19 protein-coding genes, 1 tRNA gene and 1 pseudogene are annotated in these 24,853 nt (G+C 69.8%); 10 read left to right on the top strand and 11 right to left on the bottom strand.

Annotated elements, in window-relative coordinates:
- Positions 1 to 472 precede the first annotated feature (472 nt).
- The gene (locus IF00_RS0137180) at positions 473 to 1,270 is read left to right on the top strand and encodes an SGNH/GDSL hydrolase family protein (protein ID WP_030325972.1); all 798 of its coding nucleotides are present in this window, start codon (positions 473 to 475) and stop codon (positions 1,268 to 1,270) included.
- Positions 1,271 to 1,382: 112 nt separating this feature from the next.
- Here IF00_RS0137180 and IF00_RS45875 read toward each other — a convergent pair.
- Together IF00_RS45875 and icmF are read right to left on the bottom strand one after the other, a co-directional pair.
- Positions 1,383 to 1,501 (bottom strand) — tRNA-OTHER (locus IF00_RS45875).
- A gap of 358 nt (positions 1,502 to 1,859) precedes the next feature.
- On the bottom strand, positions 1,860 to 5,090 hold the full coding sequence (gene icmF / locus IF00_RS0137175; RefSeq protein WP_030325970.1) for a fused isobutyryl-CoA mutase/GTPase IcmF: 3,231 nt from the start codon (positions 5,088 to 5,090) through the stop codon (positions 1,860 to 1,862).
- A gap of 471 nt (positions 5,091 to 5,561) precedes the next feature.
- Here icmF and IF00_RS47900 point away from each other — a divergent pair.
- Positions 5,562 to 5,756: pseudogene (locus tag IF00_RS47900) on the top strand (MerR family DNA-binding transcriptional regulator); the annotation flags it as partial.
- 165 nt (positions 5,757 to 5,921) lie between these two features.
- Positions 5,922 to 6,626, top strand: coding sequence for a B12-binding domain-containing protein (locus tag IF00_RS0137170; RefSeq protein WP_342451067.1), 705 nt, complete (start codon positions 5,922 to 5,924; stop codon positions 6,624 to 6,626).
- A 141-nt stretch (positions 6,627 to 6,767) separates the two neighbouring features.
- Here IF00_RS0137170 and IF00_RS0137165 read toward each other — a convergent pair whose 3' ends face one another.
- Positions 6,768 to 7,346 (bottom strand): fasciclin domain-containing protein, encoded by a 579-nt coding sequence (locus tag IF00_RS0137165; RefSeq protein WP_030325968.1) that lies wholly within the window; start codon positions 7,344 to 7,346, stop codon positions 6,768 to 6,770.
- A gap of 555 nt (positions 7,347 to 7,901) precedes the next feature.
- Between IF00_RS0137165 and IF00_RS0137160 the strand changes: the two genes are divergently transcribed.
- Positions 7,902 to 8,597 carry a hypothetical protein gene (locus tag IF00_RS0137160; RefSeq protein WP_030325967.1) on the top strand — a complete coding sequence of 232 codons (696 nt, stop codon included), beginning with the start codon at positions 7,902 to 7,904 and terminating at the stop codon, positions 8,595 to 8,597.
- Between the two features lie 177 nt (positions 8,598 to 8,774).
- Positions 8,775 to 9,032, top strand: a complete 258-nt coding sequence (locus tag IF00_RS0137155) for a pyrimidine dimer DNA glycosylase/endonuclease V (RefSeq protein ID WP_030325966.1) — start codon at positions 8,775 to 8,777, stop codon at positions 9,030 to 9,032.
- Positions 9,033 to 9,913: 881 nt separating this feature from the next.
- Here the strand turns inward: IF00_RS0137155 and tpg are convergent.
- The 6 genes from tpg to IF00_RS0137120 form a co-directional block, all read right to left on the bottom strand.
- The gene (tpg, locus tag IF00_RS0137145; protein ID WP_030325965.1) at positions 9,914 to 10,474 is read right to left on the bottom strand and encodes a telomere-protecting terminal protein Tpg; all 561 of its coding nucleotides are present in this window, start codon (positions 10,472 to 10,474) and stop codon (positions 9,914 to 9,916) included.
- A 9-nt stretch (positions 10,475 to 10,483) separates the two neighbouring features.
- On the bottom strand, positions 10,484 to 12,745 hold the full coding sequence (gene tap, locus IF00_RS0137140) for a telomere-associated protein Tap (RefSeq protein WP_030325964.1): 2,262 nt from the start codon (positions 12,743 to 12,745) through the stop codon (positions 10,484 to 10,486).
- 380 nt (positions 12,746 to 13,125) lie between these two features.
- Entirely contained in the window at positions 13,126 to 13,668 is a 543-nt protein-coding gene (locus IF00_RS0137135) for a 2'-5' RNA ligase family protein (protein WP_030325962.1), read from the bottom strand.
- Positions 13,669 to 14,711: 1,043 nt separating this feature from the next.
- On the bottom strand, positions 14,712 to 15,173 hold the full coding sequence (locus IF00_RS0137130; protein WP_209439838.1) for a DoxX family protein: 462 nt from the start codon (positions 15,171 to 15,173) through the stop codon (positions 14,712 to 14,714).
- Between the two features lie 84 nt (positions 15,174 to 15,257).
- Positions 15,258 to 15,692: a YdeI/OmpD-associated family protein gene (locus tag IF00_RS0137125; RefSeq protein WP_030325958.1), complete on the bottom strand. Its 435-nt coding sequence runs from the start codon at positions 15,690 to 15,692 to the stop codon at positions 15,258 to 15,260.
- A gap of 42 nt (positions 15,693 to 15,734) precedes the next feature.
- Complete coding sequence (locus tag IF00_RS0137120; RefSeq protein WP_078945008.1) at positions 15,735 to 16,400, bottom strand: VOC family protein; 666 nt, start codon at positions 16,398 to 16,400, stop codon at positions 15,735 to 15,737.
- A 438-nt stretch (positions 16,401 to 16,838) separates the two neighbouring features.
- Between IF00_RS0137120 and IF00_RS0137115 the strand changes: the two genes are divergently transcribed.
- From IF00_RS0137115 to IF00_RS47895, 3 genes are all read left to right on the top strand, one after another.
- Positions 16,839 to 17,378 carry an ArsR/SmtB family transcription factor gene (locus IF00_RS0137115; RefSeq protein ID WP_030325950.1) on the top strand — a complete coding sequence of 180 codons (540 nt, stop codon included), beginning with the start codon at positions 16,839 to 16,841 and terminating at the stop codon, positions 17,376 to 17,378.
- A complete protein-coding gene (locus IF00_RS0137110) occupies positions 17,375 to 18,664 on the top strand; it encodes an MFS transporter (RefSeq protein ID WP_030325948.1) in 1,290 nt (429 codons plus the stop codon). The genes IF00_RS0137115 and IF00_RS0137110 overlap by 4 nt, the downstream gene beginning before the upstream one ends.
- 427 nt (positions 18,665 to 19,091) lie before the next feature.
- Positions 19,092 to 19,379 carry a hypothetical protein gene (locus IF00_RS47895; protein ID WP_342451066.1) on the top strand — a complete coding sequence of 96 codons (288 nt, stop codon included), beginning with the start codon at positions 19,092 to 19,094 and terminating at the stop codon, positions 19,377 to 19,379.
- Between the two features lie 511 nt (positions 19,380 to 19,890).
- On the opposite strand, the gene IF00_RS0137100 is transcribed toward IF00_RS47895, so the two are convergent.
- Positions 19,891 to 20,109 carry a hypothetical protein gene (locus IF00_RS0137100; protein ID WP_245234734.1) on the bottom strand — a complete coding sequence of 73 codons (219 nt, stop codon included), beginning with the start codon at positions 20,107 to 20,109 and terminating at the stop codon, positions 19,891 to 19,893.
- 789 nt (positions 20,110 to 20,898) lie between these two features.
- On the opposite strand from IF00_RS0137100, the gene IF00_RS0137095 reads away from it, so the two are divergent.
- Together IF00_RS0137095 and IF00_RS41840 are read left to right on the top strand one after the other, a co-directional pair.
- Positions 20,899 to 22,743 (top strand): N-acetylmuramoyl-L-alanine amidase, encoded by a 1,845-nt coding sequence (locus IF00_RS0137095; RefSeq protein WP_245234733.1) that lies wholly within the window; start codon positions 20,899 to 20,901, stop codon positions 22,741 to 22,743.
- A 1,158-nt stretch (positions 22,744 to 23,901) separates the two neighbouring features.
- Positions 23,902 to 24,372 (top strand): HEAT repeat domain-containing protein, encoded by a 471-nt coding sequence (locus tag IF00_RS41840; RefSeq protein WP_158710562.1) that lies wholly within the window; start codon positions 23,902 to 23,904, stop codon positions 24,370 to 24,372.
- Between the two features lie 279 nt (positions 24,373 to 24,651).
- Here the strand turns inward: IF00_RS41840 and IF00_RS0137080 are convergent, their stop codons facing one another.
- A complete protein-coding gene (locus IF00_RS0137080) occupies positions 24,652 to 24,843 on the bottom strand; it encodes a ferredoxin (protein WP_030325938.1) in 192 nt (63 codons plus the stop codon).
- Between the last annotated feature and the right edge of the window lie 10 nt (positions 24,844 to 24,853).

Below are 24,853 nucleotides of genomic sequence, written 5' to 3'. Positions count from 1 at the left end.
ACGTCGCCATCGAACGATCCTCTTCCGTCGGCTGCGGTCCTGACCCTATCGAGCCGGTCTCAGGTCAAGACACGGCCGCACTTGCGGGACAGCCCTTAGCGAATGCCTCTGACAAGCCAACTCCCGGTTCCGAGAAGCCCACAAGAGGGAGACGTCGTGGCGGACCCTTGTGGCTTCGGTCGGTGATGCCCGCCCCGATGGGGTGCCCCCTCGACAACGACACACCTCCCGCCGAGGAGGAGCTCGTCAAGGGCAGACTGCGCTCGTCGGCAGGCGCCTGGCGGGCGTGGCGAGCGGGCAGATCGGCACAGGTGGGCGCGACGGGCGGGTGGCAGGTCGTCGGCAGTACGCCTGCGGAGTCCAACCTGGGCATGTCACGCTCCACGTATTCACTGACACGACTACACACTTTATTGAGTAACATGCGCTTCCGGGTGCGGCACGCTGTTGCCGCGGGAGAAACGGTGGGCGCATGAGCAACGGTCAGTACCTGCGATACGTCGCGCTGGGTGACAGCCAGACAGAGGGGGTCGGGGACGGCGACGACGTCACCGGGCTGCGCGGCTTCGCGGACCGACTCGCCGAAAGGATCGCGGCGGTGAGCCCCGAGGTCCGGTACGCCAACCTGGCCGTCCGGGGCCGGCTCGCCAGTCAGGTCCGCGCGGAGCAGCTCGGCCCCGCACTCGCCCTCCGCCCCGACGTCGCCACCGTGATCGCCGGGGTCAACGATCTGCTGCGACCCCGGTTCGACCCGGACGAGACCGCCGCTCATGTGGAGGCGATGTTCGCCGCGCTCACCGGCGCAGGCGCACACGTCGCCACCGTCACGTTCCCCGACATCGCCCGTATCGCGCCCATCGCCCGCCCCGTCGCGCCCCGGATCGCCGCCCTCAACGACCGCATACGGCTGGCGGCGGCCCGGCACGGCGTCGCTCTCGCCGAGACCTCTCCGCACGCCGCCGCCACCGATGCGCGCCTCTGGGCCGCGGACCGACTGCACGCGAGCCCGCTGGGGCACGACCGGATCTCCGCCGCCCTCGCGCATGCGCTCGGCCTGCCGGGCAGCGACGACTCGTGGACCCGGGAACTGGGGCCCGACACGGCCGCGACCGTCGGCACGGTACGCACGGCAGCCGCCGAACTACGCTGGGCCGCCGGGTTCCTCGGCCCCTGGCTGCTCCGCCGCCTGCGCGGCCGATCCTCCGGCGACGGCCGCGCCGCCCGACGCCCCGAGCTGCTGCCGGTGGGGAGGCCGCAGGTCAGCTCCTGAACGACAACGACAAGACTGCCGCGCGGCCGTGCCGGGACAAACACGGTCGAGCCAGGGGCGTGTTCCCTCCCGGCAGGGTGGCGCATTGCTCTTGCCCGACCCGATACGGTTGCGATGCCGACGGGATTCGAACCCGCGAGACAGACAGGGGCAAGGCCGCCCCGTCTCCGTCACTCGCCGCGGAGGGGCCCTCCACCACGGCGATCGCATTAGACCGCTCTGCCACGGCACACAACCTGCAGGACCACGCGCAGTCCCACTGCCGCTCAGGATAGAGACGTGGTTCGTCGCAGGCGAGTCCATATCCGTGACCCGCCAGCCGGCCGGCCGTCCATCCATCGAACGGACCGTTGGTTCGGCGGTGGGGGACGGGAGGATTCCGACGCTGCGTCGGCGGCGATCGCGCCCATCCCGACGCCTGCGGCAGCGTCGCCACCGCCGGACGGCACGCCCCATCGGCAGCGGACCTTCGGTTATGGGCGGGCCTGGCAGCGCCCCTCTTCCGGATCGTGTGCCTCCACGACGCCCCTCGAACCAGGCGGCAGAGGTGGGCGCCCCGGTGCCCGCAGGGACCGGGGCGCCGGCCGGGTCAGACGTTGCGCCGGTACTGGCCGCCGACCTCGAAGAAGGCGTCCGTCACCTGCTGCAGTGAGCAGACCCGGGCCGCCTCCATGAGGACGGCGAAGACGTTACGGCCCTCCATGGCCGCGCTCTTCAAGGCCGCCAGGGCCTCGTGAGCGGCCTCCTGATGGGCCGCCTGGTAGCCGTGGACACGGTCGAGCTGGGAGTGCTTCTCCTCCTCGGTGGCGCGGGCCAGTTCGATGACGCCGGGCTCGGCGCTTTCGGCGTGCGGGTTGCGGAAGGTGTTGACGCCGATGAGCGGCAGGCTGCCGTCGTGCTTGCGCTGCTCGTACAGCATCGACTCGTCCTGGATGCGGCCGCGCTGGTAGCCGGTCTCCATGGCGCCGAGGACGCCGCCGCGCTCGCTGATGCGCTCGAACTCGGTCAGGACCGCCTGCTCGACCAGGTCGGTGAGCTCGTCGATGACGAAGGATCCCTGGAGGGGGTTCTCGTTCATCGCCAGCCCCCACTCACGGTTGATGATGAGCTGGATGGCCAGGGCCCGTCGGACCGACTCCTCCGTGGGCGTGGTGACGGCCTCGTCGTAGGCGTTGGTGTGCAGGCTGTTGCAGTTGTCGTAGATGGCGATGAGGGCCTGCAGGGTGGTGCGGATGTCGTTGAAGTCCATCTCCTGGGCGTGCAGGGAGCGGCCGGAGGTCTGGACGTGGTACTTCAGCTTCTGGGAGCGCTCGTTGGCCCCGTACTTCTCCTTCATGGCGACGGCCCACACGCGGCGGGCGACGCGGCCGAGGACCGAGTACTCGGGATCCATGCCGTTGGAGAAGAAGAAGGAGAGGTTCGGGGCGAAGTCGTCGATGTGCATGCCCCGCGCGAGGTAGGCCTCGACGTAGGTGAAGCCGTTGGCCAGGGTGAAGGCGAGCTGGCTGATGGGGTTCGCGCCGGCCTCGGCGATGTGGTAGCCGGAGATGGACACGGAGTAGAAGTTGCGGACCTGGTTCTGGATGAACCACTCCTGCACGTCGGCCATCATGCGCAGGGAGAACTCGGTGGAGAAGAGGCAGGTGTTCTGGCCCTGGTCCTCCTTGAGGATGTCCGCCTGCACGGTGCCGCGCACGCTGGCCAGGGCCCTGGCCCGCAGTTCGGCGGCCTCGTCGGCGGAGGGCTCCCGGCCGTGGGCGGTGCGGAAGCCGTCGAGCTGCTGGTCGATCGCCGTGTTGAGGAAGAACGCCAGGATGGTGGGGGCGGGCCCGTTGATGGTCATGGAGACCGAGGTGGTGGGCGCGACCAGGTCGAAGCCGTCGAAGAGCGCCTTCATGTCGTCGAGGGTGGCGACGGAGACGCCGGAGGTGCCGACCTTGCCGTAGATGTCGGGGCGCTCGTCGGGGTCGCGGCCGTAGAGCGTGACGGAGTCGAAAGCGGTGGACAGGCGGGTGGCGGGCTGGCCCTCGGAGAGGAGCCGGAAGCGGCGGTTGGTGCGGAACGGGTCGCCCTCGCCCGCGAACATGCGGGCCGGGTCCTCGCCGTCCCGCTTGAAGGGGAAGACGCCGGCGGTGAAGGGGAAGTGGCCGGGCAGGTTCTCGTTGCGCCAGAAGCGCACCAGCTCGCCGTGGTCGGTGTAGCGGGGCAGGGAGACGCGGGGGATCTTGTTCCCGGAGAGGGACTCGCGCACCAGGCGGGTGCGGATCTCCTTGTCGCGTACCTTCACGACCAGCTCGTCGCCGGTGTACGAGTCGACGACGGCGGGCCAGCCCTCGATCTGGGCGGTCACGTCGTGCGGCAGCTGCCTGCGGGCCTCGTCGAGGAGGGCGTGGACGCCGGAGCCGTCGTGGCCTGCGCCGGCGAGTTCGTCGGCGACGGTGGCCAGGCGCTGCACGCGGCGGGCGGCCTCGGCGAGGGCGAGGCTCTGGGAGTGGTAGGCGCGGACCGTCTCGGTGATCTCGGCGAGGTAGCGCACCCGGTCGGAGGGCACGACCTGGCGGATGCCCGAGGAGTGGCGGACGTCGGCGGCGGGCAGGGTGCCCTCGTCCAGCGGGAGGCCGTGCTCGGCGAGCAGGGTCTTGAGGTGCTGGTAGAGCGCGGTGACGCCGTCGTCGTTGAAGGTGGCGGCCGAAGTCCCGTAGACGGGCATCTCCTCGGGGCGCTTGCCGAACGCCTCGCGGTTGCGGATCAACTGGCGGGCGACGTCGCGCAGGGCGTCGAGGGCGCCGCGCCGCTCGAACTTGTTGATGGCGACGACATCCGCGAAGTCGAGCATGTCGATCTTCTCGAGTTGGGAGGCGGCGCCGAACTCGGGCGTCATCACGTAGAGCGAGGTGTCGACGAACGGCACGATGGCCGCGTCGCCCTGTCCGATACCGGGGGTCTCGACGACGACGAGGTCGAAGCCAGCCGCCTTGACGACGTCGATCACGTCGGCCAGGTGCTCGGGCAGCTCCCGGCTGCCGCGGGTGGCGAGGCTGCGGAAGAACACCTGGCCGCCGTCGAGCGTGTTCATGCGGATGCGGTCGCCGAGCAGGGCGCCGCCGCCCCGGCGGCGCGTCGGGTCGACGGCGATCACGGCGATCCGCAGCTTGTCCTGCTGGTCGACGCGGAAGCGGCGAACCAGCTCGTCGGTGAGCGAGGACTTGCCGGAGCCGCCGGTGCCGGTGATGCCGAAGACGGGGACCGTACGCGTCGCGGAGGCGGCCCGCAGCTCCTCAAGCAAGGCGGCGGGCAGCTTGCCCAGCTCGGCTCCGGTGACCGCGCGGGCGATGGCGAAGCGGTCTCCGGCCAGGACTGCCGCGGCCTCGGTGGGCTTGGTGTCCCACAGGTCGAAGTCGCAGTCGGCGACGACGGAGTTGACCATCCCCGCGAGGCCCATGCGCTGCCCGTCCTCCGGGGAGAAGATGGTGACGCCGCTCCCCCGCAGCCGGGAGATCTCCTCGGGGACGATCACTCCCCCGCCGCCGCCGACGACCCGCACGTGGTCGGCGCCCTGGGCCCGCAGCGACTCCACGAGGTACTCGAAGTACTCCACGTGCCCGCCCTGGTACGAGGAGACCGCCACTCCGTGCGCGTCCTCCTCAAGCGCCGCGTCGACGACCTCCTTCACCGAGCGGTTGTGCCCGAGGTGGATCACCTCGACGCCCTGCGCCTGGAAGATCCTCCGCATGATGTTGATCGACGCGTCATGGCCGTCGAACAGCGCCGAGGCGGTGACGAGGCGTACGGGGTTGGCGGGGCGGTGCAGTTCGCTCATGTGGCCCTCCGGAGCGCGCGCTGGAGCTCGTACTCCAGAGATAGTAGGACGTCCTAGTATTTCACGGGGGGTGAGGATCTGTGGCGCAGGGCACATCTCGGCGCGAAGGTCGCCGCGTGGCCGGGCGGAGCAGCCCCTTCGCGAGAGCGCGAGGCGCGTAGCGGCCGGGGCGGCGTCTGCGTATCGGTCGGGTGGCGGGAGGCGGTGCTGCATCCGGGGACGGTGCCGTCCGGGAAGTACCGAGGAGAAGGCGCCCGTCAGGTTGCCCAGGACCGGACGGTGCCTGGATGCGGCGGACACGACGGCGGCTCCCCCGCATGCGCGCGAGGACCCGTCCACGAATGGTTGAGCGTGCACCTCTGGGAGGAGGGTTGATGGCCTCGTCGGAAGTCGCCTCGTCGGCAGACCGGGGCATGCGGCCGCTCGGCGGCCTCGGGCTCGCCCGCACCGCGCTACGGGACCGGGTGTCACGTGACTGAGCGCCGGTCGGTCCCGTCACTCGGTCCCGGGGAAGGGGCGGTCCACGGCCTCACCACGGGCGCCGTGGCGCGACACCTCGGGGTCTCGCCCACCACGGTGCGTACGTGGGACCAGCGGTACGGCATCGGCCCCGCGTCCCGAAAGAGTGGACGGCACCGGCGTTGGACGCCGGGGGACGTCGCGCTGCTGGAGGAGATGCGTCGGCTCACGTCGACCGGGGTGCCTCCCTCCGAGGCCGCGCGGGCGGCCCGGATCGCCCATGGTCGTGCGGGGGCACCGGTCGCGGAAGTCCGGCCGGTCGCACCGTCGCCCCAGGACGTACCGAGCCCGCCGGCACCGGAGCCACCGCCGATGGAACATCGTTCGGACCGCAGCAGCGGGCTGGCACTCCCTGATGTGAGGCCGGAGTGCCGTGAACTGGCTCACGCGGCAGTGCGGCTCGACGGCCAGGCGATGCACCTGCTGCTGGAGCAGGTGATCGAAGAATACGGTCTCGTTGCCGCGTGGGAGGAGGTGATGGCTCCCGTTCTGCACGCCGTGGGTCGTCGATGGGCTGCCTCCGACGACCGTCACGTCGAAGTGGAGCACCTGTTGTCATGGCAGGTGTCGACCGCGCTGCGTCGCGCCGCCGTCAGTGCTCCCGCCTCGGCCGACGTGGAAACCCCGGTGGTACTGGCGTGCATGCCTGCCGAGACTCACACGCTCCCCTTGGAGGCCCTTGCCGCCGGTCTGGCGGAACGGGCATTGCCCACACGGATGTTCGGAGGTGCCGTTCCTGCCGAAGTTCTGCAATGGGCTGTCCGCCGCTCGGGCCCGGGCGTGGTGGTGCTCTGGTCCCAGGCACGCCCGACCGCCTCGTACGCGCTGGCCCAGCACCTGGCCGAAACGACTTTCGGCGTGAGAGGCGCCCGCATGACACCACTCGTCGTGCTCACGGGTCCGGGATGGGCCGGGCCGCGCCGCGGTGCCGCGTTCACGAGACCGCGCAGCCTGCGCGAGGCACTCGACGTCATCTGCCGGATGCACGCGGAGCGGCTGGGCGAGACCCTTCACTGAGCACGCCTGCGGTGTCGGACCTGGTCGCGCCAAGGGCTGGTCCAGCGTACGTGCCGCCGACCGCTGCACCTGCCCGATGCGGCGAACGGCCGGAGGTCTCGTGACCTCCGGCCGGCCTTGCGTCGTGTGGGGCGTGGCGGGTCACTTCGGCATCAGGACGGTGTCGATGACGTGGACGGTGGCATTGGAGGTCTGCACGTCGCCACAGACGATCTTGGCGGTGTCGTTGACGGTGTAGGAGTCACCGGAACCCTGGGTGGTCACCGTGCCGCCCTGCAGCGTCTCGAAGGACCCGTCGGCGAGGTCGGCCTTGTCGACGGGTTCCTCTACGACGTGATACGTGAGGATCTTCGTGAGGGCAGCCTTGTCCGCGAGCACCTTGTCGAGGTCTGCCTTCGGAATCTTCGCGAAGGCAGCGTTCGTCGGAGCGAACACGGTGATGTCATCGGCGTTGTTCAGCGTGTCGACCAGACCAGCGGCCTTCACCGCGGAAACCAGCGTGGACAGCTCTGGGTTGTTCGACGCCGCGGTTGCCACCGGGTCGTCCGCCATGCCGTCCACGCTGCCCTCCCCTTCCTTGGGGACGGACGCGCAGCCGGAGCCGAACGGCTGGTTCATGCCCTCGGCCGAGGCATGCGGAGCGAGAACGCCCAGCGAGACCGGCAGGACGACTGCGGCGACGGCCGCAGCCGCACGCCGAGGGATGTGCGAGGTGTTCATGCGACTTCCTCCTCCTGGGACCGGCCCCCGCGAAGGGCGCGGCAATCGGGTGGAAATGCTTGGCATGAGACATTCGACGCCACCCCCCGTTTCGGATGTGTCCGACGAGGTAAAGAATCGCGGGCGCGGACGCCCTGTTCAGCCCGGGCTTACGGCATGACCCTCCGTGTTTGCGTGACAGCCCCTGCCGGCCGGACGCAGCGACTGAGGAGGTGCTCCGATGCCCCGCGATCTGTGCGGCCCGGGGGACGTGAGAGGCCCTGCAGTCGATCCTGCCCGTCGTACTCACTCGGTGACCGCGGCGTCGCACGCCGTGCGCGGCGACTTCCGGTGGGTGCGGGCGCGCCGGGTGCGTGCGGGGGTGCGTGCGGGGGTGCGTGCGTGCGCCCAAGGAGCCGCCGTGGGTGTCTGCACGACCTCGGTGCCTGCGTTGTCGGTACGTCGTGTGAAGCTGCGTGCATGACGTGGAGCAGCGAAACCCCCTCATGGCAGACCGTGGTACAGGCGTTGCAGGATGCCGCCCGCGCAGAGGAGAGCGTTCGGCTGGGTGAAGGGGTGAGCGACGAGGAGATGGACGGCTGGGGTGTTCCGGTGCCCGAGCCGATCCGGAAGATCTGCCGCCACACCGGAGCGCTGCACGTCGGTGCCCACGGCGAGTTCGGGGCCTCGCGCCGCTCCGTGGCCGACAGCGCCGGTGCCGCAAGGCGGTGTGGCGAGCCCGGTTCGTTCCGCATCGTCCATTCCAACGCATCGGCGGAGACCTACTACGTGGACGTCGATCCCGCGACGGGCACGTGGGGTCCTGTGTTCACCTTCTGGGAGGCTCACGGCGCCGAGCTGGTCGCACCGTCGCTCCAGCACTGGCTGGTGACCGTGGCCGGACTGGTGAGGTATGCCGTGCGGGATGCTGAGCACTTCGACGGTTTCCCGACCGCTTTCGCCAACTGGTTCTCCGGAGACTTCGCCGATGCCGGCGCGGAGTTCCCCGAGGACTCGCCCGAGGCACTGGCGCGCGCGGCCGAACCCACGACCGCGACGGTCCTCAGCGTCGAGGAAGCACGTGCCTCGGGTGACCCGACGCTCGCGAGGCTCGGGTCCCGGCTGCCCGTGGGCGCGCTCCTGGCCGATCTGCGCGGGGCGGCTGGGCCTACGGGCGTGCCGTTCGGCCGCGATCCGAGGTGGCCCGGAGGCACGCCCGTCTACGGGCGCTTCCATGGCGGCACCCTCCTGACGGCGACCAGCACCTCCTGACGGCCGCCGGCAGGCATCCACGAACGCTCGGGTCGCCGCCCAGGTGTCACGGCCCCTGCCCGTGACCCGTCGGTGTGGCGCCGACCCGGCTTGCAGGTGACCGAGCCATGACACCAAGACCTCCGACTCGGTTGCCACCCGGGTACGCGGACGCGCCGCCGCGGGGACAAGGAATGTATGCAGACGTTTCTCCCGTATGAGGGCTTCACCGACTCCGCGGCTGTGCTGGACCCGAAGCGTCTGGGTAAGCAGCGCGTCGAGGCACTCCAGGTGTTCCTGCCGCCCTGGCTCGGCGATTCCGCGTTCCATCGCAGCCACCAGTCGGCGCTGCGGCGCAAGGATCCGGCGTACTACGGCCCCCACTTCCCCGACGTATCGGACGACCTTCCTTATCTCTGGCCGGCTTCCGACCGGGAGAGCGGTGAGGGAGGGTGACGGCCGCCACGCCGTAGGTCCGCTGCGCCGGCCGTGACCGAGAAGGCCACGCGCGGGGTCGTCGGGCAGCCCGGCGGCTGGAGCCCCTGGACCGGCCCGTACGCCTCGCAGGCCGTGCCCACCACTCCCGCGAGCCCCGGATCACCCCTTCCCTGTCAGCCCCGCACACCGGGGCCCGGCTGCCCCTCGCCTCCTCCACCACCCCAGCGCAGCAGGTCCCAGCACCGGGCTCACCGAGGCCTTGTCGTCAATGATCACCGCTGCAGTGTCGTGGGCTGGCGCCAGGTCTTGTCCGACGCTGACGAATCGGCCCGCACACCGCCCTCGCAGGTGTCGCTCCCGTCGCTGGTCCAGAACTTCCCGTCCTCGGAGATCCGCACCGTCCGGGGCGTATCGCCCCCGCGGGTCTCCTTCCACTCACCGACGACCGGGTCCAGGTCGCTGCCGCCCGGCTTCGCCGAGCTGTCCGAGGTCCCGCGCGACCCGGCTCATGTCGGCGCGTACCGGATCGTGTGCCGGCCGGCTATCGGGGGGGACGCGAACCGTCCGCGCCGCCCCCGGACGTCGGACGGCGAGCGAGGCCCGGATCCACGGGTTCCGGGCCTCATGTCACGTCAGTAGCGGCGAGAGGACATGAGCGTGCGACCTCTGGGTCATCAGCCCGGCGAGCCGCCGAGCTCTGCTCCACCCCACGTCGGTGGACACACCACTACGCCACCCACAGCGCCGACCAAGACCAGGCCGCTTCCACCAGACGCGCACCACACCGCCGATGCGGGCGGCCGCGGCATTCCTCCAGCCGATGAAGCCGTCAGTCACAGGATCGCATGGAGCCGCACAGTGAGACAGGAGCGCCGTGCCGGGCGTGTTCCCCGCTTCCGTCAGAGGCCGAACTCGATGTTCCGGACGTCGAGCATGTGTACGTCCTCCAGGCTCCCGGCGCGGGTGCCGAGCTGCTGGAAGTACACCTCCTTGAGCCCGTCGGCGGCGATCTGCTGAAGGGCCGCATCGGAGTCGCCGTGGTCACGGGCGTTGAACAGACGCTCGGCGTAGCGGGGTGGCAGAGCCACGGTCAGGTGACGCTCGCGGGCTTCGTCGGTGGTGCCGACCGGAGCGCTGTAACCGAGGCGCGCCTGGACGTCGATGACGATGCCGTTGCTGGTTCCGGCGGCTTTCTTGGCTTTCGCCTTCACCTGCGGCTGCCACCGCTTGTTCACTTCGCCGGCCATACGGTCCGCGAGGTCGGGGCGGGGCTTCTTGATCTGGTTCCTCACATACCGCTCGACGGTGCGCTGGGAGATCCCGAGCGCCTGAGCGACGGCCTTGGTGCCCTTCAGCTGCCTGACCAGGAAACGCATCCGCGCACCCGCGCTCTTGGGCGCCGGGCGCGTGACCGCCTGCTCCAGTGCCTTGTCGAGTCCTTCGCCGACCGACTTCGTCATCGCCTGCCCCTACTCTCCGGTGTCGGCGGCGGTCGTCTCGCCGGTCTTGATGTAGCGGGCCAGGTTGAGCTCGGGAGCCTGGGCCCGTTCGCGAAGCTCCTCGGCCCACAGCGTCGTCTGGGTGCCTTCGTGCTTGACCATTCCCGGGGAGACGCCGAGCCGGAAGGAGCCGGGCACGGTCTTGCCTGCCTCGTCGTAGGGCAGGACGTCGAGCGGGGAAGGCCCGTCGGCCGCGTAGACGGCGCAGTCGGACAGGACCGCGACCGGGTAGCGGCCGGTGGCGGCGGCGAGCGCCACCATCTTGCGGTGCATGTTGATCCGGGCCCGGGAGATGATGACGGCCCGGATGTCGGGGCGCCATGTCGGCCGGGCCAGGGCCGGCCAGGGCCGGCCAGGGCGCCAGCCACCGCCGCGTGCTTTCTCCTGGAACTTCCCGATGCCGTTCTTCACGGTCGACTTGACCGCGTCCAGGACGATCGCCATCGCGGCATCGCGCTGCTTGTAGCCGTCCATCGCCGCCAGGAACCCGGCCGGATCCAGCTTCTCCTCGACGCCCAGATCCGCCATGGTCCTCACGTACGCGTCGCGGAGCCGCTTGTACCAGTCGTCGAGGTAGCGGCCCGATTCCGGGCGCACCCATGCCTCGAGAGGGGCTACGTCGTAGCCCAGTTCGACGGCGTAGGCGACGGTCGGGGTGGCGTACCAGGCGGGGCCGGTCGGGGTCTGGCCGGTCGGGGTGAACGGGCTCGGCAGCAGGCCTCCCTGGAGCCGGGTCCACTGCTTGCCGACCTTCACGCGGGACAGGTCGACGTGGGAAAGGTCGGTCAGCCACGCTCCGGGGACTTTCGGGTCGAAGGCGGGGTTGGAGACGTGGACGGGTGGGGAGGCGAGGCCGACGACGGCGCCGTTGGCGCCGGCGGCGAAGGCCATGTTCACGTCGAGACCCACCAGATGGCGTCGCATGCACTCGTCATCCGTGAGCGGGCGTGCCCAGTCGTAGGCCTCTTCGAACAGCTTCTCACCGGGGCCGCGAACATAGAAGCGCGGCAGGTGGGCGAGGGCGGGATGGCCGTCGGTCGCCTCGCACGGGGCCGGGTCCATCGGCTCGGTGCCGAGCGAGCCGGGGTTGTGGACGCGGTGCCGGCGGCCGGCGGCATCGGGGGCGGAGGCGCGGGTCGGCGGGTGCAGGGCGGTCATCAGTTCCAGACCGGTGACGGCGGTGGAGCCGCGTGGGGTCAGCACCCGGGTGGCGTACGTCCCGAGAACCGAGGCGAGTTCGGCCGGCGGCAGGTCCGCGGCGTGGCCCCAGCTGCGGGGGTCGAGGGCGTTCCACGACGGGATGCACAGTTGCACGCAGGCACGGCGGGCGCCCTGGGCGGGGCGGTAGATCCGCGCCCAGGGGCCCAGGCCGCGCTTCGTCAGCTGCCACTCTGCCTGCGTGAGCCGGGCGATCACCTTGTGACTGTCGGGGAGGCGTCCGGCGAGGCGCTCTTCTTCGGTCAGCTCGGCGGGCAGGCCGAAGCGCTCCAGGGCGGTTTTCGTGAGGACGAGCAGCGGGTCGGCGTCCTTGCCCGACCCGTTCAGCCGCTCCGCCCCCAGCTTCGCCTCGGTCAGCGTCCACTCCACCAGAGACGGCAGTGTTCCCGCGGGCACGTCCAGGACCAGGCCGCCGACGCAGTACGCGAGGGCCTGGCCCTCGCCGGTGACGTCGATGACCGCGAGGGGGCCGTTGTCGAACCGGGGGTCGCCCGCGGCGGTGGGCGGGGTGCTCGTCCGAGCGGCATTCCGCGCGCCCGGACGCCGTGCTGCCGTCGGACGGGGGGAGGCCTCCGGGGTGGGTGCTGCTTCCGGAGTGGGTGCTGCCTCCGGGGCGGGTGCTGTCTCCGGCCGCGGGGGCTCCCCGGCCGCCGGGACAGCAGGCACCTGAGACGGAGCCGGAGCCGGGGAGGGGGATGAAGCCGGGGCAGGGGCCGGAGCCTGGGCAGGGGCCGGAGCCTGGGCCGTGAACGCCTCCGGCACAGGGGCGGGATACTTCTGCGCCCACCCCTCCAGCAGACGCTGATACGGCGCGCGGCGCGGGGGCCGCGGCTCGCTCCGGCCCGACTCCCAGTTCTTCACCGTCTGCGTACTCGTCTCCAGAACCTGCGCGAGCCGCGCCTGCGTGATCCCGGCCGCCTCACGCAACCGCGCCCGTTCCACAGGGGGCGGCATCTCCGGCTCCCCCGCCAGCAACGCATCCACGGCGTCGAACAGCTCATCCTGGTTCGGCATACCCCGGAACCTAACAGATTTACCTACAGATTTAACCTTTACCTTACCCCCGTACGGGGGATACCGGCAGGCTCGACACCCAGGACCGCATGGCCACGCCCACACCCCATGGAGTACACCGTGCGGCTCCGGATCCCCGAGGGACCTGCAACTCCCCCGGCTCCGCGCTCGCCGCCATGCAACGCATCCGGAGCCGCCCGACGTCGAGGACGCACCCCCGCCGCGTAGGGGCCGATGTGCGTGCCGGAGCAGCGTCCAGATGCTCGTACGGCAAGGACCCAGCCTGCGTGCACGGCGAGCACGCTGAACCGAGCTGACCGGAAATCCCGGCCGGGCCGGCACCCAACGGGCAGCGGCCCAGCCAGCTCTCGTGACCTGCCTCATTCTCCGAGTGGGAACGACGCTCGCTCCTGCCACTTCGTGCCGTCGTGAACGATGAGTTCAACCGACGAGACGTGAGAGGTGAACGGGAGCCTGACGGCGAGGTCGGCCTCGATCTCCTCCAGGACGGGGCCTTCCTGACCTTGCGCGATGGTCAGGTGCGGCACGATCTCGGCGAACCGGCCGCCATAGGGCGGAGCCTCGGGCCAACGATTCGCGATCGCCTCAGTGAGCTGCCGCAACCGCGTGTCCGGCTCCGGGACGAGATGGAGCACTCCCGGGAACCGTCTGCACCTCTCGAACCGCAGGTCGAAGGCCGGGTGGCGCCCCAGCACGTTCGCGAGTGCGGCGTGGACGAGCGCATCTATCCGGCTCTCATCGAGAAACGGGAAGAGCACGGTGACGTGGGCAGGGACCCCGGCCCGGGCTGAAGGGTCGAGCCGTTCGCGCCACCCGTGGACGGCCGGCTCCGCCTCCGGGATCCGGACGATGAGTCCCGTCTGACCCGCTTGAAACGCACTCGTGCTGCTGTCATCTGCCATGGCACCGCATGCTGTCAGTTCTGCCGCGGACCGTGCGGCTCGTTTCCAGCTGAACGATCACGTCGATCTCCGGAGCAGGTCGACGCGCGGGTTGGACGAGAGGGCGACGCTGCCACTGTCTCTCGTGGACATCCACAGCGCCGATGGTCACTGGACGCATCTTGAACCCACGGAGAAATGCCGTCGGTTGAAGAGCCGAAGCCAGCCGGATCACGGTCATCGGACGCCGCGGCCGGACCAGCCGCTTCGTCGCGCCCCCTGCCCATCTCCGTAGGCAGGCTGGATGTGAAGTGCTCCGCAGAATGTGCGGTTCCGGTATCCGCAGGGCCGCCAGTTCGGCGGATCATCCGCGGTCGAGCGTCGACAGCGACGCACAGAGGCGTACGGGCAACTCCGGGAGGAGTTTACGGACACCCGCGCAACCGCGGCGCCGTTCGCGATGACCGGCCGCCGGCCCAAGGTCTCAGCCCGAGGTCTCAGCCTGGTAGCACCAGCGCTGGGAGACACCCGAGGGAGAGCAGTCGTCGCCGGCGCCCCGCCCGGGCTTCACCGTCGCTTCGACCCCCGCTGCGTCCCGGTGCGGCCGGGGGCCGGTCCAGGGAACGGGTCTCGTGGCGGAACCCACACGTACACCGTGCCGTGCTCGACGGTATCGAGTTCACCGCGCAGGTTACGCACGAGGTCGCGTGCGCCTTCAGGTACTTCGGCCTCGACGACCAGAGACCGGCCGCCTTCGGATGGACGGACACCGTCGATGCGGATCGGAGCGGCGAGCGTCCGGGCTGTGCTCGTACCTGTCGTCTCCTCCGCCGCCGTCCCGACGGTCGGAGCCGCATCCGGCGAGGATCACCGGGGCCGCACCGAGCGCGACCATCCGTATGCCCAGCGGCCACATGGCCATGCCATGCGCCCATTCGCCGGAGATCGGCAGCCTGTCGTGCCCCTGGGCACCCCTCGCAGGGCTCCTCCCCCACACAGCTTGCGACGCCGGGTCCGGCGGCAGGGCCTCCAGGCCCCCGCGGGTCGGTGCGGGTCGGTGCGGGTCAGGATTCTCCTCCGATGTGCCGCACCTTTGCCGTGCCATGGGACGGACGTGGTGTCCGGGCTGCCGGCGTGGCAGGAGTCCGCAGGAGGTCTCGCCAGTCGGCAGGCCAGTTGACCAGCGCAAGAACGCCCATGATCACAAGGTGGGCCGGCGCGGCCCAGCTCTCCACCGCCGGATCGTGGTTGACGATGTGGGTGGTGGCCGCGCCGGTAAGCACGAACATCAGCGTCGTGGCACCCAGGAAACGCGCTCGCCGGTCGGGGATCACGAGCAGGACGGCGGCGATGCCTTCCAGGGCGCCGACCACGAAGCGCATCCAGGGCGGGTAGCCCCAGTCGGCGAACTTCATGGAGTATGCCGGGCTGAGAATCGTGTCGCCGGGCCAGTATTTGGTGATGGCACCCAGGATGAACTCGAAGGCCAGGAACCAGTACAGACCGGTCATCAGTCGCTTGGACATGCGTGTCCTTTCACGGGGGAAACGGGAGCAGGGTCGGGCCTGTGCGCGGCGATCTGCGGTGCCGCGGGAGTCCTTGCTTTCGGGTCAGCCCCGCAGGCTGTCGATGGCCTTCTCGATGCGCCGGCGGCGCGTCTCGGGCCTCTTCGCGCTCTCGACGGCCCGCACATGCTCGCGCTTACGGCCATGGGGAAGGCTGTCGTATGCGGCGCGGGCGTCGGGGTCGCTGTCCAGAGCTCGCGCGAGATCCGGGGGCTCGACCACGACGCGCGGCTCGGTGTCGAGCTCCAGCACGACCTCGACCTCCTCGCCGATGCCGACCCCCGCGGACTGCCGGTTGGCGTTGCTGAGGCCCAGCAGATGGCGGCCTCGCATGAGGGCGACCCGGCTCTTCCAGGAATGCCCGTTGACCGTGATCGTCACGGGCGGTCGCGCGCCCCCGCCGAGCGCTGCCACCACCTCGGGCGGAACCTCCAGACCCCGCATGGGCTCCGGGGGCTCAACGAAGGTGCGAAACTTCATGATCTTCCTCCAATTGTTCTGCCGGCTCACAGGGCCAGGGAGTCACGACGGCGTGGGGGCGAGGGACTCGGTAGCCTCCCAGGCGAACCCGTCCAGGTCGGTGAAGCCGTCGGCGGTGCCCCCCAGGACGATGCGGTGCGAGCCCGTACCCTCGACGGGAACGCCGAGGTCCTTGGCCAGGGCACGGCGCTTGTACAGCGCCAGCTTGACCGGGCTGTGCTGCCCCGGGGCGAACTCCGCGTACTTGCCACCGAAGCTCTTCGCGACGGTCAGGCCCCGGCCGACGTAGAACTCTCTGGTGGCCTTCACGTCCTCGACGCCGATCAGCAGGACGACCTCGTCGATCTCACGGGTGGCGGGGCCGGTGTCCCTCTTCGCCGAGGTCGCGATCTTCCAGATCGTCCCGTCCGGGGCCTGGACCACGCCGCCGTAGCCCCACAGCGACTTCGTGGCGGGCTTCAGCACCGTGGCGCCGGCCTCGACGGCGGCGCCGACGAAACTGTCGACGGTCGCCGGCCCGGACACCGTCAGCGCCAGGGTGAAGCCACGGAATCCGGTGGAGTGCGCCTCGGATGCCCGCAGGCGTACGTACGTGTCCACACCGAAGGCGCTGTAGAAACGACGAGCGGCCGGCAGATCGGCCACCTCAAGCGTGACGGACACGACCGACATGTGGGCTGCGGGGGAAGCGGTGGTTGCCATGACCATCACGCTAGAGGCGACGCAGCAGCCAGAGCTTCTCGAATCCTGACCACTCTCGATGACACGCTCCCCCACACCGGCAACCCGGGGCGCCGTCCCCGCATCAGCGACATGGCAGCCCGCCGCATCCACCACCCGGCACCGGAACATCCCGAGCGTCACCCGGCGGCGCACCGACCAGCCCGGTGAAACCCGACGGCGAACACCCCCCGCGCGCGGTCACCTCGGTTGAGACATGGACGACCGCAGGGGAAACGGCAGCCGGCCCGATCGGGAGCTGATCACCGGCACGGCCCCTCGATGGGACGCCGGCAGACGCGGCTCAAGTCACCAAGAACGTCCGCCCCTTTGAGGAGCGGAGGTCTCGCATGCTGGACGGCCGACTTCGAAAGTCAGAAGCAAAACCCCCTTGACCAATGGTCAAGAAGTGTTGACCATTGGAGCATGCCTACAGATGATCTTCCCGACACGTTCCACGTCACCACGGACGAGCAGCTACGCGCCGTCTCCAATCTCACGCGCCACCGGATCATGGCCGTGCTCCGCTTCGAACCTGCGACGATCACGCAGATCGCCGAGCGAGTGGGCCTCGCGAAGGGCAGCTCCAGCTACCACGTACGGCTGCTGGAGCGGGCCGGCCTGGTGAAGGTGGTGCGGACGCGGAAGGTCCGGGGAGTCACCGAGCGGTACTACGCCATGGCCGCAAGGGCGATCGTGCTGCCGGACCCGGGCGAGGGAGGACCGGATGTGCTCATGCGGCATGCGGTGGCCGACCTGGAAGCTGCACCGGCGGACAGCGAACGGCACGTGGGGATGGCGCATCTGCGGCTCACCGAGGAGCAGTTCGCGCAGCTGGGGGCACGGCTGCAGGCACTGGCAGACGAATACCGGAAGCTGTCCGATCCGTCGCTGCCGGACGCGTCACTCGTCTTCGCACTGTTCCACCCGGCATCGCGCGAGCAGGCAGAAGGGGACGCCAAGTGACTGCAGAGACAGCGAAGCCGCCGACGGGGTTCGGACGGCTGTGGACCGCGCAGACGGTGTCCTCGCTCGGTGACGGGGTGTCGCACGCCGCGATGCCGCTGCTCGCGTTGACGTTGACGCGGGACCCGATGGCGCTCGCCGTCGTCACGGCCGCCGGGACGCTGCCGTGGCTGCTCTTCGGGGTGCTCGGCGGCGCCCTGGTGGACCGTTGGGACCGCCGGCGCACCATGTGGGTCGCGGACGCGGCGCGTGCGGTGCTGCTCGCGATACCGGCGGCGGCCGCGGCGCTCGACACACTGAGCATTTCGCTGCTCGCGGCCGTAGCCTTCCTCCTCGGCCTCGGCGGACTCTTCTTCGACACCGCGGCCACGGCCTACCTGCCGGACCTCCTCGGTCGCGACCCCCAACTCCTGGAGCGCGCCAACTCGCGCCTGCGCGGCGCCCAGACCGCGATGTCGGGCTTCGCAGGGCCGCCCGCGGGCAGTGCGCTGCTCGCGCTCGGACGTGCGGTTCCGCTGCTCGCCGACGCGGTCTCGTTCGCGCTCTCCGCACTGCTCGTACGATCGCTGCCCACCACACCCAGACCCGTACCGCAGGCCCGCGAGTCGCTGCTTCGCCAGGCGCGAGCCGGAGCCTCCTACGTTTTCCGGGACCGGCTGCTTCTCGGGCTCGCGCTGCGCCCGGCGGTCGGCAACATCGCCTTCCTCGCCGTGGAGACCGTCCTCGCCCTCTTCGCGCACGATCGTCTCGGCATCGACACCTTCGGCTTCGGCCTGCTCCTCACCGCAGAGGCCACCGGCGGTCTGCTCGGCGCGGGCATCGCCTCCTTCCTCGGCCGACGACTCGGCACCGGCACCGCACTGACCTGCACGGCAGCAGTCGAAGGACTCGCCATTCTGGGCCTTGCCGCCGCCCCGAACCCGTACGTCGCCGGCCTCGCACTCGCCGTCTGCGGCGCGGGCATGGGTGCCACGATGGTGCTCGCCCCCTCCCTCCGACAGTCGATCGTCCCCGCCCACCTGATGGGCCGGGTCGCCTCCACCTCCCGCATGCTCGCCATGTGCGCGGCGCCCCTCGGCGCCTTCCTCGGCGGCTGGCTGGCGACCACCTACGACGTACGCACCCCGCTCTACACCGCCGCCGGCCTTCTCCTGGCCATGACCACCCTCACCGCGACCATGACCAGCAACCGCCGGGTCGAAGCAGCACTCCGTGCGGCCGCCGCCCCGGCCGATGAACCACACCACCCCGAATCCAGCCACCCGGTTCAGGAACGTTCCCTTTAGCAGTCGCTTCTTACGAGGTTGTGCGCGATTGAGGTCCGGGGGTCCGTAGCCGAGGATGGCCCCATGCACGCTCATATCGATCAACCCGAAGTCCGTCGGGTCTCGCGAGGCGAGCACCCCTTGTGGGACGAGGCTCTCGCGGTTCCCAACCAGGACTTGGGCCACATCTGTGCGGCCGTGGGCGCGCTCGACAGTTTCTGAGGGCCCTGACGTGAGGGGGCTGTGCGGGTTGGATTTTGATGTGACGCAATGCCTCGGTCGCACGGCCATGGCCCCTCCCGTCTTCACCGGCCTACAGCACCGTCGACTCGGTACGCTGGTACGCGAGTTGGCTCATGCGTGGACGGCCTCTGAGGAGGGCCGACCACACAACCGCAGGGGTCGCGGCCGTCTGCGTGCAGCCGGGGCCGGCCCGAACCATCAGTTGGTGTTCACCGACCGGATCATCATCACCCCGGTCGTCCTGCGGTCACAGCTTCCGCATTCAGCTCCGGCTGTGCTCTACGGCGTGGACCGCTCCACGATCACCCGCGCCGTCCATGAGATCCGTCCGCTTTCGGCTGCCCGGGGCTTCGCTGTGCCAGGACGGCGCGCATTCGTCTCGGGGAAGATGCGGCAGAACACCAAGAAGGCCACCGTCGTCCCCGATGGCAGGGCCGCACTCTCTGGGCTGGCGTGTTCCGGCCCCGCCGCGTGCACGACCAGACGGCGGTGAAGAGCGTGGGCATCTGCGACCTGTTCAAGCGATACCCGGTGGTCATGGCTAAAGTCGATGCCGGCTACAGGGACCGGCCAAGCAGTTTCCCGACCAGGTCCAGGCCCCGCCCCTGAAGCCGAAGAAGCACGCCCCGCCGGGGGCCCTCGCGGCGTGGGATGCCGCCCGCCGCCGGCAGTCATCAGAACGCGTCTGCGTCGAGCACGCCAACGCCCGAGCACCAGCAGTGGCGGACACTCCAGCGGTACCTCGGACACCGCGAGTACTTCGACGAAAGCTACTCGGCGGTGGCCGGCCTGGTCTCCGATCGCACCGCCAAGAGGTGAGCACCCACCCGGCAACCTGCCAGGCCACACCGGCGCCCCGCGCGCGGCACCCACGCTGACCGGGAACCTTCTACCGGCATCAGATGGAAGCACCACAGTCAGGAACGGGCTCCTCGCCTCACCGACCGCGGCAGACCCCCGAAGCCCAGGGCCGACGGACACACCAACCATGGCTCATGGGCCTCTTAGCGACGGCGGTGGTGAACGTCGCTGGCCGTGGGCGCCGCGTTGTGCATGGCCACCGTACTGAAGGAGACACGGTCACGTCCCGCCTGCATGCGGGCCTGCTCCTCGATGCGAAGCCCCTCAGCAGACTCCGTCTGATTCCGGCTGCGGCGCACGAGCGTGACAATCAACAAGAGAGCCAGCCCACCCAAGACCCCGAACAGCACGATGAAAGCCACTATTTCCTCCCCCTGTCGACGTGATCCAAGTATGCGTGCGACTGTTGAAGGTGGATAGGACCTGGCAAGCCGATCATGTGACTCCACCATGACCGGATCGGGATTCCTTCATGGGCGGGGCCATCGATCAATAGGCGCCCTCGCGGACGATCTCTTCGAACAGGGAGTCGGACTCGGTGGAACCGTCGGCAGTGACCACCGCTGAGCACGCACCTGCCTTCCCGACCCACGCTGCGAACGTGGGCGGTCTACTCGGTCACCGTCACAGGTTCAGCCGGGAGGTCCTCCGCGCATTCCCCCGAGACTGACCCACAGGTCTTGAGCATTGCTCGAGCTAATCTCACGGGCACTCAGCAGGAACGGATGCGACCACTCCTCCGGTCGGCAGAGACCGCAGCAGCCGGCGCCCGACCAACGACTGGATTCCTTGCTTGGGATTTTCCACGCCTGCGGCGGCCTGAACACTCACCGTCTCGGGCCGATGTGCGCGCTCCGGCCACGGCAGTTCCGCCGAGGACCGGAAGGACCGGGACGTCCCCGCAAGCGGTTCGCGAAGGACACCGTCTTGCTCGCAGCCCGCACCCGGGTCCACGTATGGGACCGCTGCTCCGGTGCGGTGACACGGCTGTGTGTGTTGGGCGTGTCGGGGGGACCGGGAGGCCACCGTCCAAAGGATTGTGACGGCCTCAGGATCGGCCCTGGAGCAAATCACGACCGCCACAGCGAATGGGACATGGTGTGACCAGAAGACACGGGCGGCACCGGGGTTTCGGCGCTGCGGGAGTGGCGGTGGCCCTCATCTGGGGATGTGCCACTGCTGGGAATGCCCAGCCCTCCGACGCCGCACCAGGCGGCTTCGAGCAGGCGGCCGCGCAAGCGGCAGCGGAATTCGGTGTGCCGAAGGAAGTACTTCTCGGCGTCAGCCACGAGTCCTCGTGGTGGGAGGCCCATGACGGCCGCCCGAGCACCAAGGGCGGCTACGGCCCGATGCACCTGACGGATACGACGTCCGGAAGAACATACGACCATCGCCCAGGCGAAGGGCCGGTGGACGCGACGGGCACCGACGACCCGTCCGAGCACACGTTGCAGGCTGCCGCCGCGATGATCGGCGTCGCGCCCTCGACTCTCAAGCGGGACGAACTGCAGAACCTTCGAGGCGGCGCCGCACTGCTCGCCTCGTACCAACGGCAGATCACCCGTGGGCTGCCGTCGGACCCGGGTGGCTGGTACGGGGCGGTGGCGCACTATAGCCAGGCCGCCGACACCGCCGCGGCGGGACGGTTCGCCGATGGCGTGTTCGCAGTGATCCGTACCGGCAAGCAGCGGGTACGTACGGACGGCCAGAGGGTCTCTTTGGCGAAGACGCCGTCCGTCCGACCGACCAGGTCACAGCTCGCGTCACTGGGGCTGCGGACGTCGACCGCGGCGGCAGTGCCGGAGTGCCCCAGCGAGCTGAACTGCCGGTTCGTTCCCGCTGCTGCCTCGAACTACCAGGTGTCCACGCGGAACTCGAACGGAATGGACGTCGACTTCATCGTCATCCATGACCTCGAAGGGTCCTACGACGGGGGAATCAGCTGGTTCCAGGATCCCGCCAGTGGGGTTTCCGCGCACTACGTGATGAAGGCCGACGGCAGTGCGGCAACGCAGATGGTGGCCACCAAGGACATCGCTTTCCACGCCGGAAACTACTGGACCAACCTGCACGGCCTCGGTATCGAACTGGAGGGATACGCCGCCCAGGGGCCCACCTGGTTCACTCCGGCCCAGTACAAGGCGACTGCCGCGCTGGTGCTCTACCTGGCACGGCGCTTCGATGTCCCGTTGGACCGCAAGCACATCATCGGGCACGACAACGTCCTTCCGCCCAGGCCGGCCCGCGCGCCGGACGCACACTGGGATCCCGGCCCCTACTGGGACTGGGAGAAGTTCATGGCCCTCCTCGACGCCGAACACCGCCGGAAGCGCGAGGCCGAGCGAGAGGAGAGGGGCGCGGACATCGGCACCGGACAGGCGGTCACGATCGCCCCGGCGTACGGCAAGAACGCCCAGACGGTGACAGTGTGCGCTCCGACGTGCCGGTCCCAGACACAGCCTTCGAACTTCCTCTACGTGCGCACGGAGCCCCGCGCCGACGCTCCGCTCGTCTCCGACCTCGCCCTTCGGCCGGACGGGTCGCCGGGAAGCGACCGCATCGACGACTGGGGATCCACGGTGATGTGGGGGCAGGAATTCGTGATCGCCGACATGCGAGGGGACTGGACGGCCATCTGGTTCGGTGGGCAGAAGGGATGGATCCACAACCCGGCGGGTGTGAACACTCGCCCCGCCCCGAACTCGCGGATCGTCCGTCCCGCGAGTGGGGCGAAGTCGGTCTCCATCTACACAACGGCCTACCCTCGAGCAGACGAGTACCCCCGGGGAGTGCCTGCATCGGAACAGACGCGGTTCGACATGTATACGTTCGCTCAGGGGCAGGCGTACGTGGCGGCTCGCACATCTGTGGGCGCCGACGACTTCTTCCCTGCCACACCCACGCGCCCGGAAGTCGTGGTCACCGGTGACCAGAGGTACGACGTGATCCAGTACAACCGGCGCATGGCCATGGTGAACACCGCGGAGACAGGCTGATGGTCCGTGAGCCGGCCCTCGCCGCAGAGTGATGCCACGGCAGAGCCGCGGCATCACTGCCATGGCTTCCAGCCGGATACGACACCCGACGCCCCAGCGCAGGGACCGCCCCTCTTGCCCGCCGCGCCGCTGATCCTGGAGGCCAGGGGCGAGGAGGAGAGACGGTGAGGCCGCGCGGTGTGCGTCTCGGTGGCGACGTCGTGTTCGCGGCGAGTTGTGTCGCAGCGAACACGACGTCGTAGCCACCGCCGTACAGCACCGTGGCCGAGGTGAACCAGCCCGGGTCGTCCTCGTCTGACTGGACGACGGTGGGATGGTGTCCGAGTCATTGAGGTCGTCGATCAGCAGCGTTCTTGCACGGGACCTTGCTGCCGATCGACCGGCTCAAACGCTGGAAGCGAAGACACATCGGTAGCCACGCCAAAGCCCGCTGCTTCGGCCAACAGGACTTGGCCCCTGAAGGGCTGGCGCCCTCTGCGGAGACGTCGCCGCAGCACCAACCGGATCCCTGATCTCCTCAAGGCCGTCGTCATCCTTCACCAGGCGTCGATCTGAGGCTAGAAATGGCTCCATGAGTTCTGACATCTTCGTGTGCCGGTTCGAGAACGGTGAGACGACGCCGCTGGACATGCGTGCGGCGCACGAGGTCCTCGACCCCTTTGCTGTGGCACGGGACCCCCGGACGAACTTCCTGCAGGTACGCACCGCGGAGAGCGAGGAGGCGGGTGTGTTCGTCTCCAGCCCGGACAACATCACCTTCAACCGCTTCGGAGGTGGCGGAATCATGGACCTCCTGGCTGTCCTTGCGCCGGCTGGATGCCGTACTCGTCGTCCCGGGCGGACCGACCATGATTCAGCGGGACGAGGACCGCGGCCATCTGCCTGCCGCCCTCAGGGACGAGGGGCTCGTCGTCGTGGCCCGTACCGGCGCGGAGATCGATCGGGCGATCCGGGCTTCGTGAACGAACGGACGGGGACCCCTCCCTGGTGAGTGCCGCCGGGAAGGGCTTGGTGAAGACCGATCCCGCTCTTCACCACCCTCGACCTGAGGTTGGAAACGCTCCCTGTGCGGGCCTACCTCGCGGGTCCACCACGCAATCCGCGGACCGCTCCTCTTTTCCCTGACACCAGGCCGCGACCCTCCCCTATGCTCTGGCCGTGGACGGATACCGGGGCCTGACGGCATTGATCGAATCGGCCTGGAACGAGCTGAACGGCTCCGATACGGTACACAGGGACCACTGTCTCGATGTCGTCGGCGACGTCCTGGAGACGGGCCGTCTGGCACAGGCCGACGTCGAGCGCGCCGTCGAGCGTCTCGTCACCGTCGCGCTCTCCGAGCAGCGCTACACCGTGCGGGAGTCCGCGCTGCATGCGGTCTCGACGGCCTCCACTCACTACGAACTCCCCTACCGGGTGGTGGAACCGCTCGTTGCCGGCCTGGAGGGGTTTGAACCCTTGCTCCTCGCCTACGTCCTCAGCGTCCTCAGCTGCACTCACGACCAGGCGGCCCTGCCTGTGGTCGAGCGATCTCTCCACCACCCCCACGCCGAGGTGCGCTGGGAGGCGGCGGAGGCGGTGCACGAGCTGCTCTGGAGCCAGGAGTCCGCCCGGGGAGGCGCGGCTTAGGGGTGCTCCTGCTCGCCATGGCCAGGTGCGCCGCGGCAGGCTGCAGTTCTGCAGCCCAGCCGGGCATGCGACCGTGGAGTCGTCCTCCCGAGCCTGGAGACCAGGACGAGTGGGTAAGTACGCTCAGAGGTGCTGCCGGACCGTGAGCGGATGCGGCTCTCCGGCGGCTCGCGTTCCGCGCCCGTCCCGTCGCCTCGCTGAGCGGCCCGGAGTGACGCGGCCCTCCTGATGGAACGGCTGCCGAGGTCCGATCTGTCTCCTGTCTCCTCTCTCCCCTGCCTACCCCTCGACGCTGATCGCCTGAACCGGACAGGCGCGGGCGGCCTCGCGAACCAGCGGGCTTCCGCCGCCGCCTTCCTGGCCCGGAACCACCTTCCCGAACCCGTCGTCGTCCTGGGTGAAGACGTCCGGGGAGGTCAGGGCGCACTGCCCGGCGCCGATACAGAGTTCCCCGTCGATGGAGAGGTGCATCCGTGCGGTC

This window comes from Streptomyces flavochromogenes (genome assembly GCF_000717595.1).
In the GTDB taxonomy this organism is placed as follows: domain Bacteria; phylum Actinomycetota; class Actinomycetes; order Streptomycetales; family Streptomycetaceae; genus Streptomyces; species Streptomyces flavochromogenes.
The sequence above is the reverse complement of the archived record's forward strand: the minus strand, read 5'-3'. Positions and strand labels throughout refer to the sequence as shown.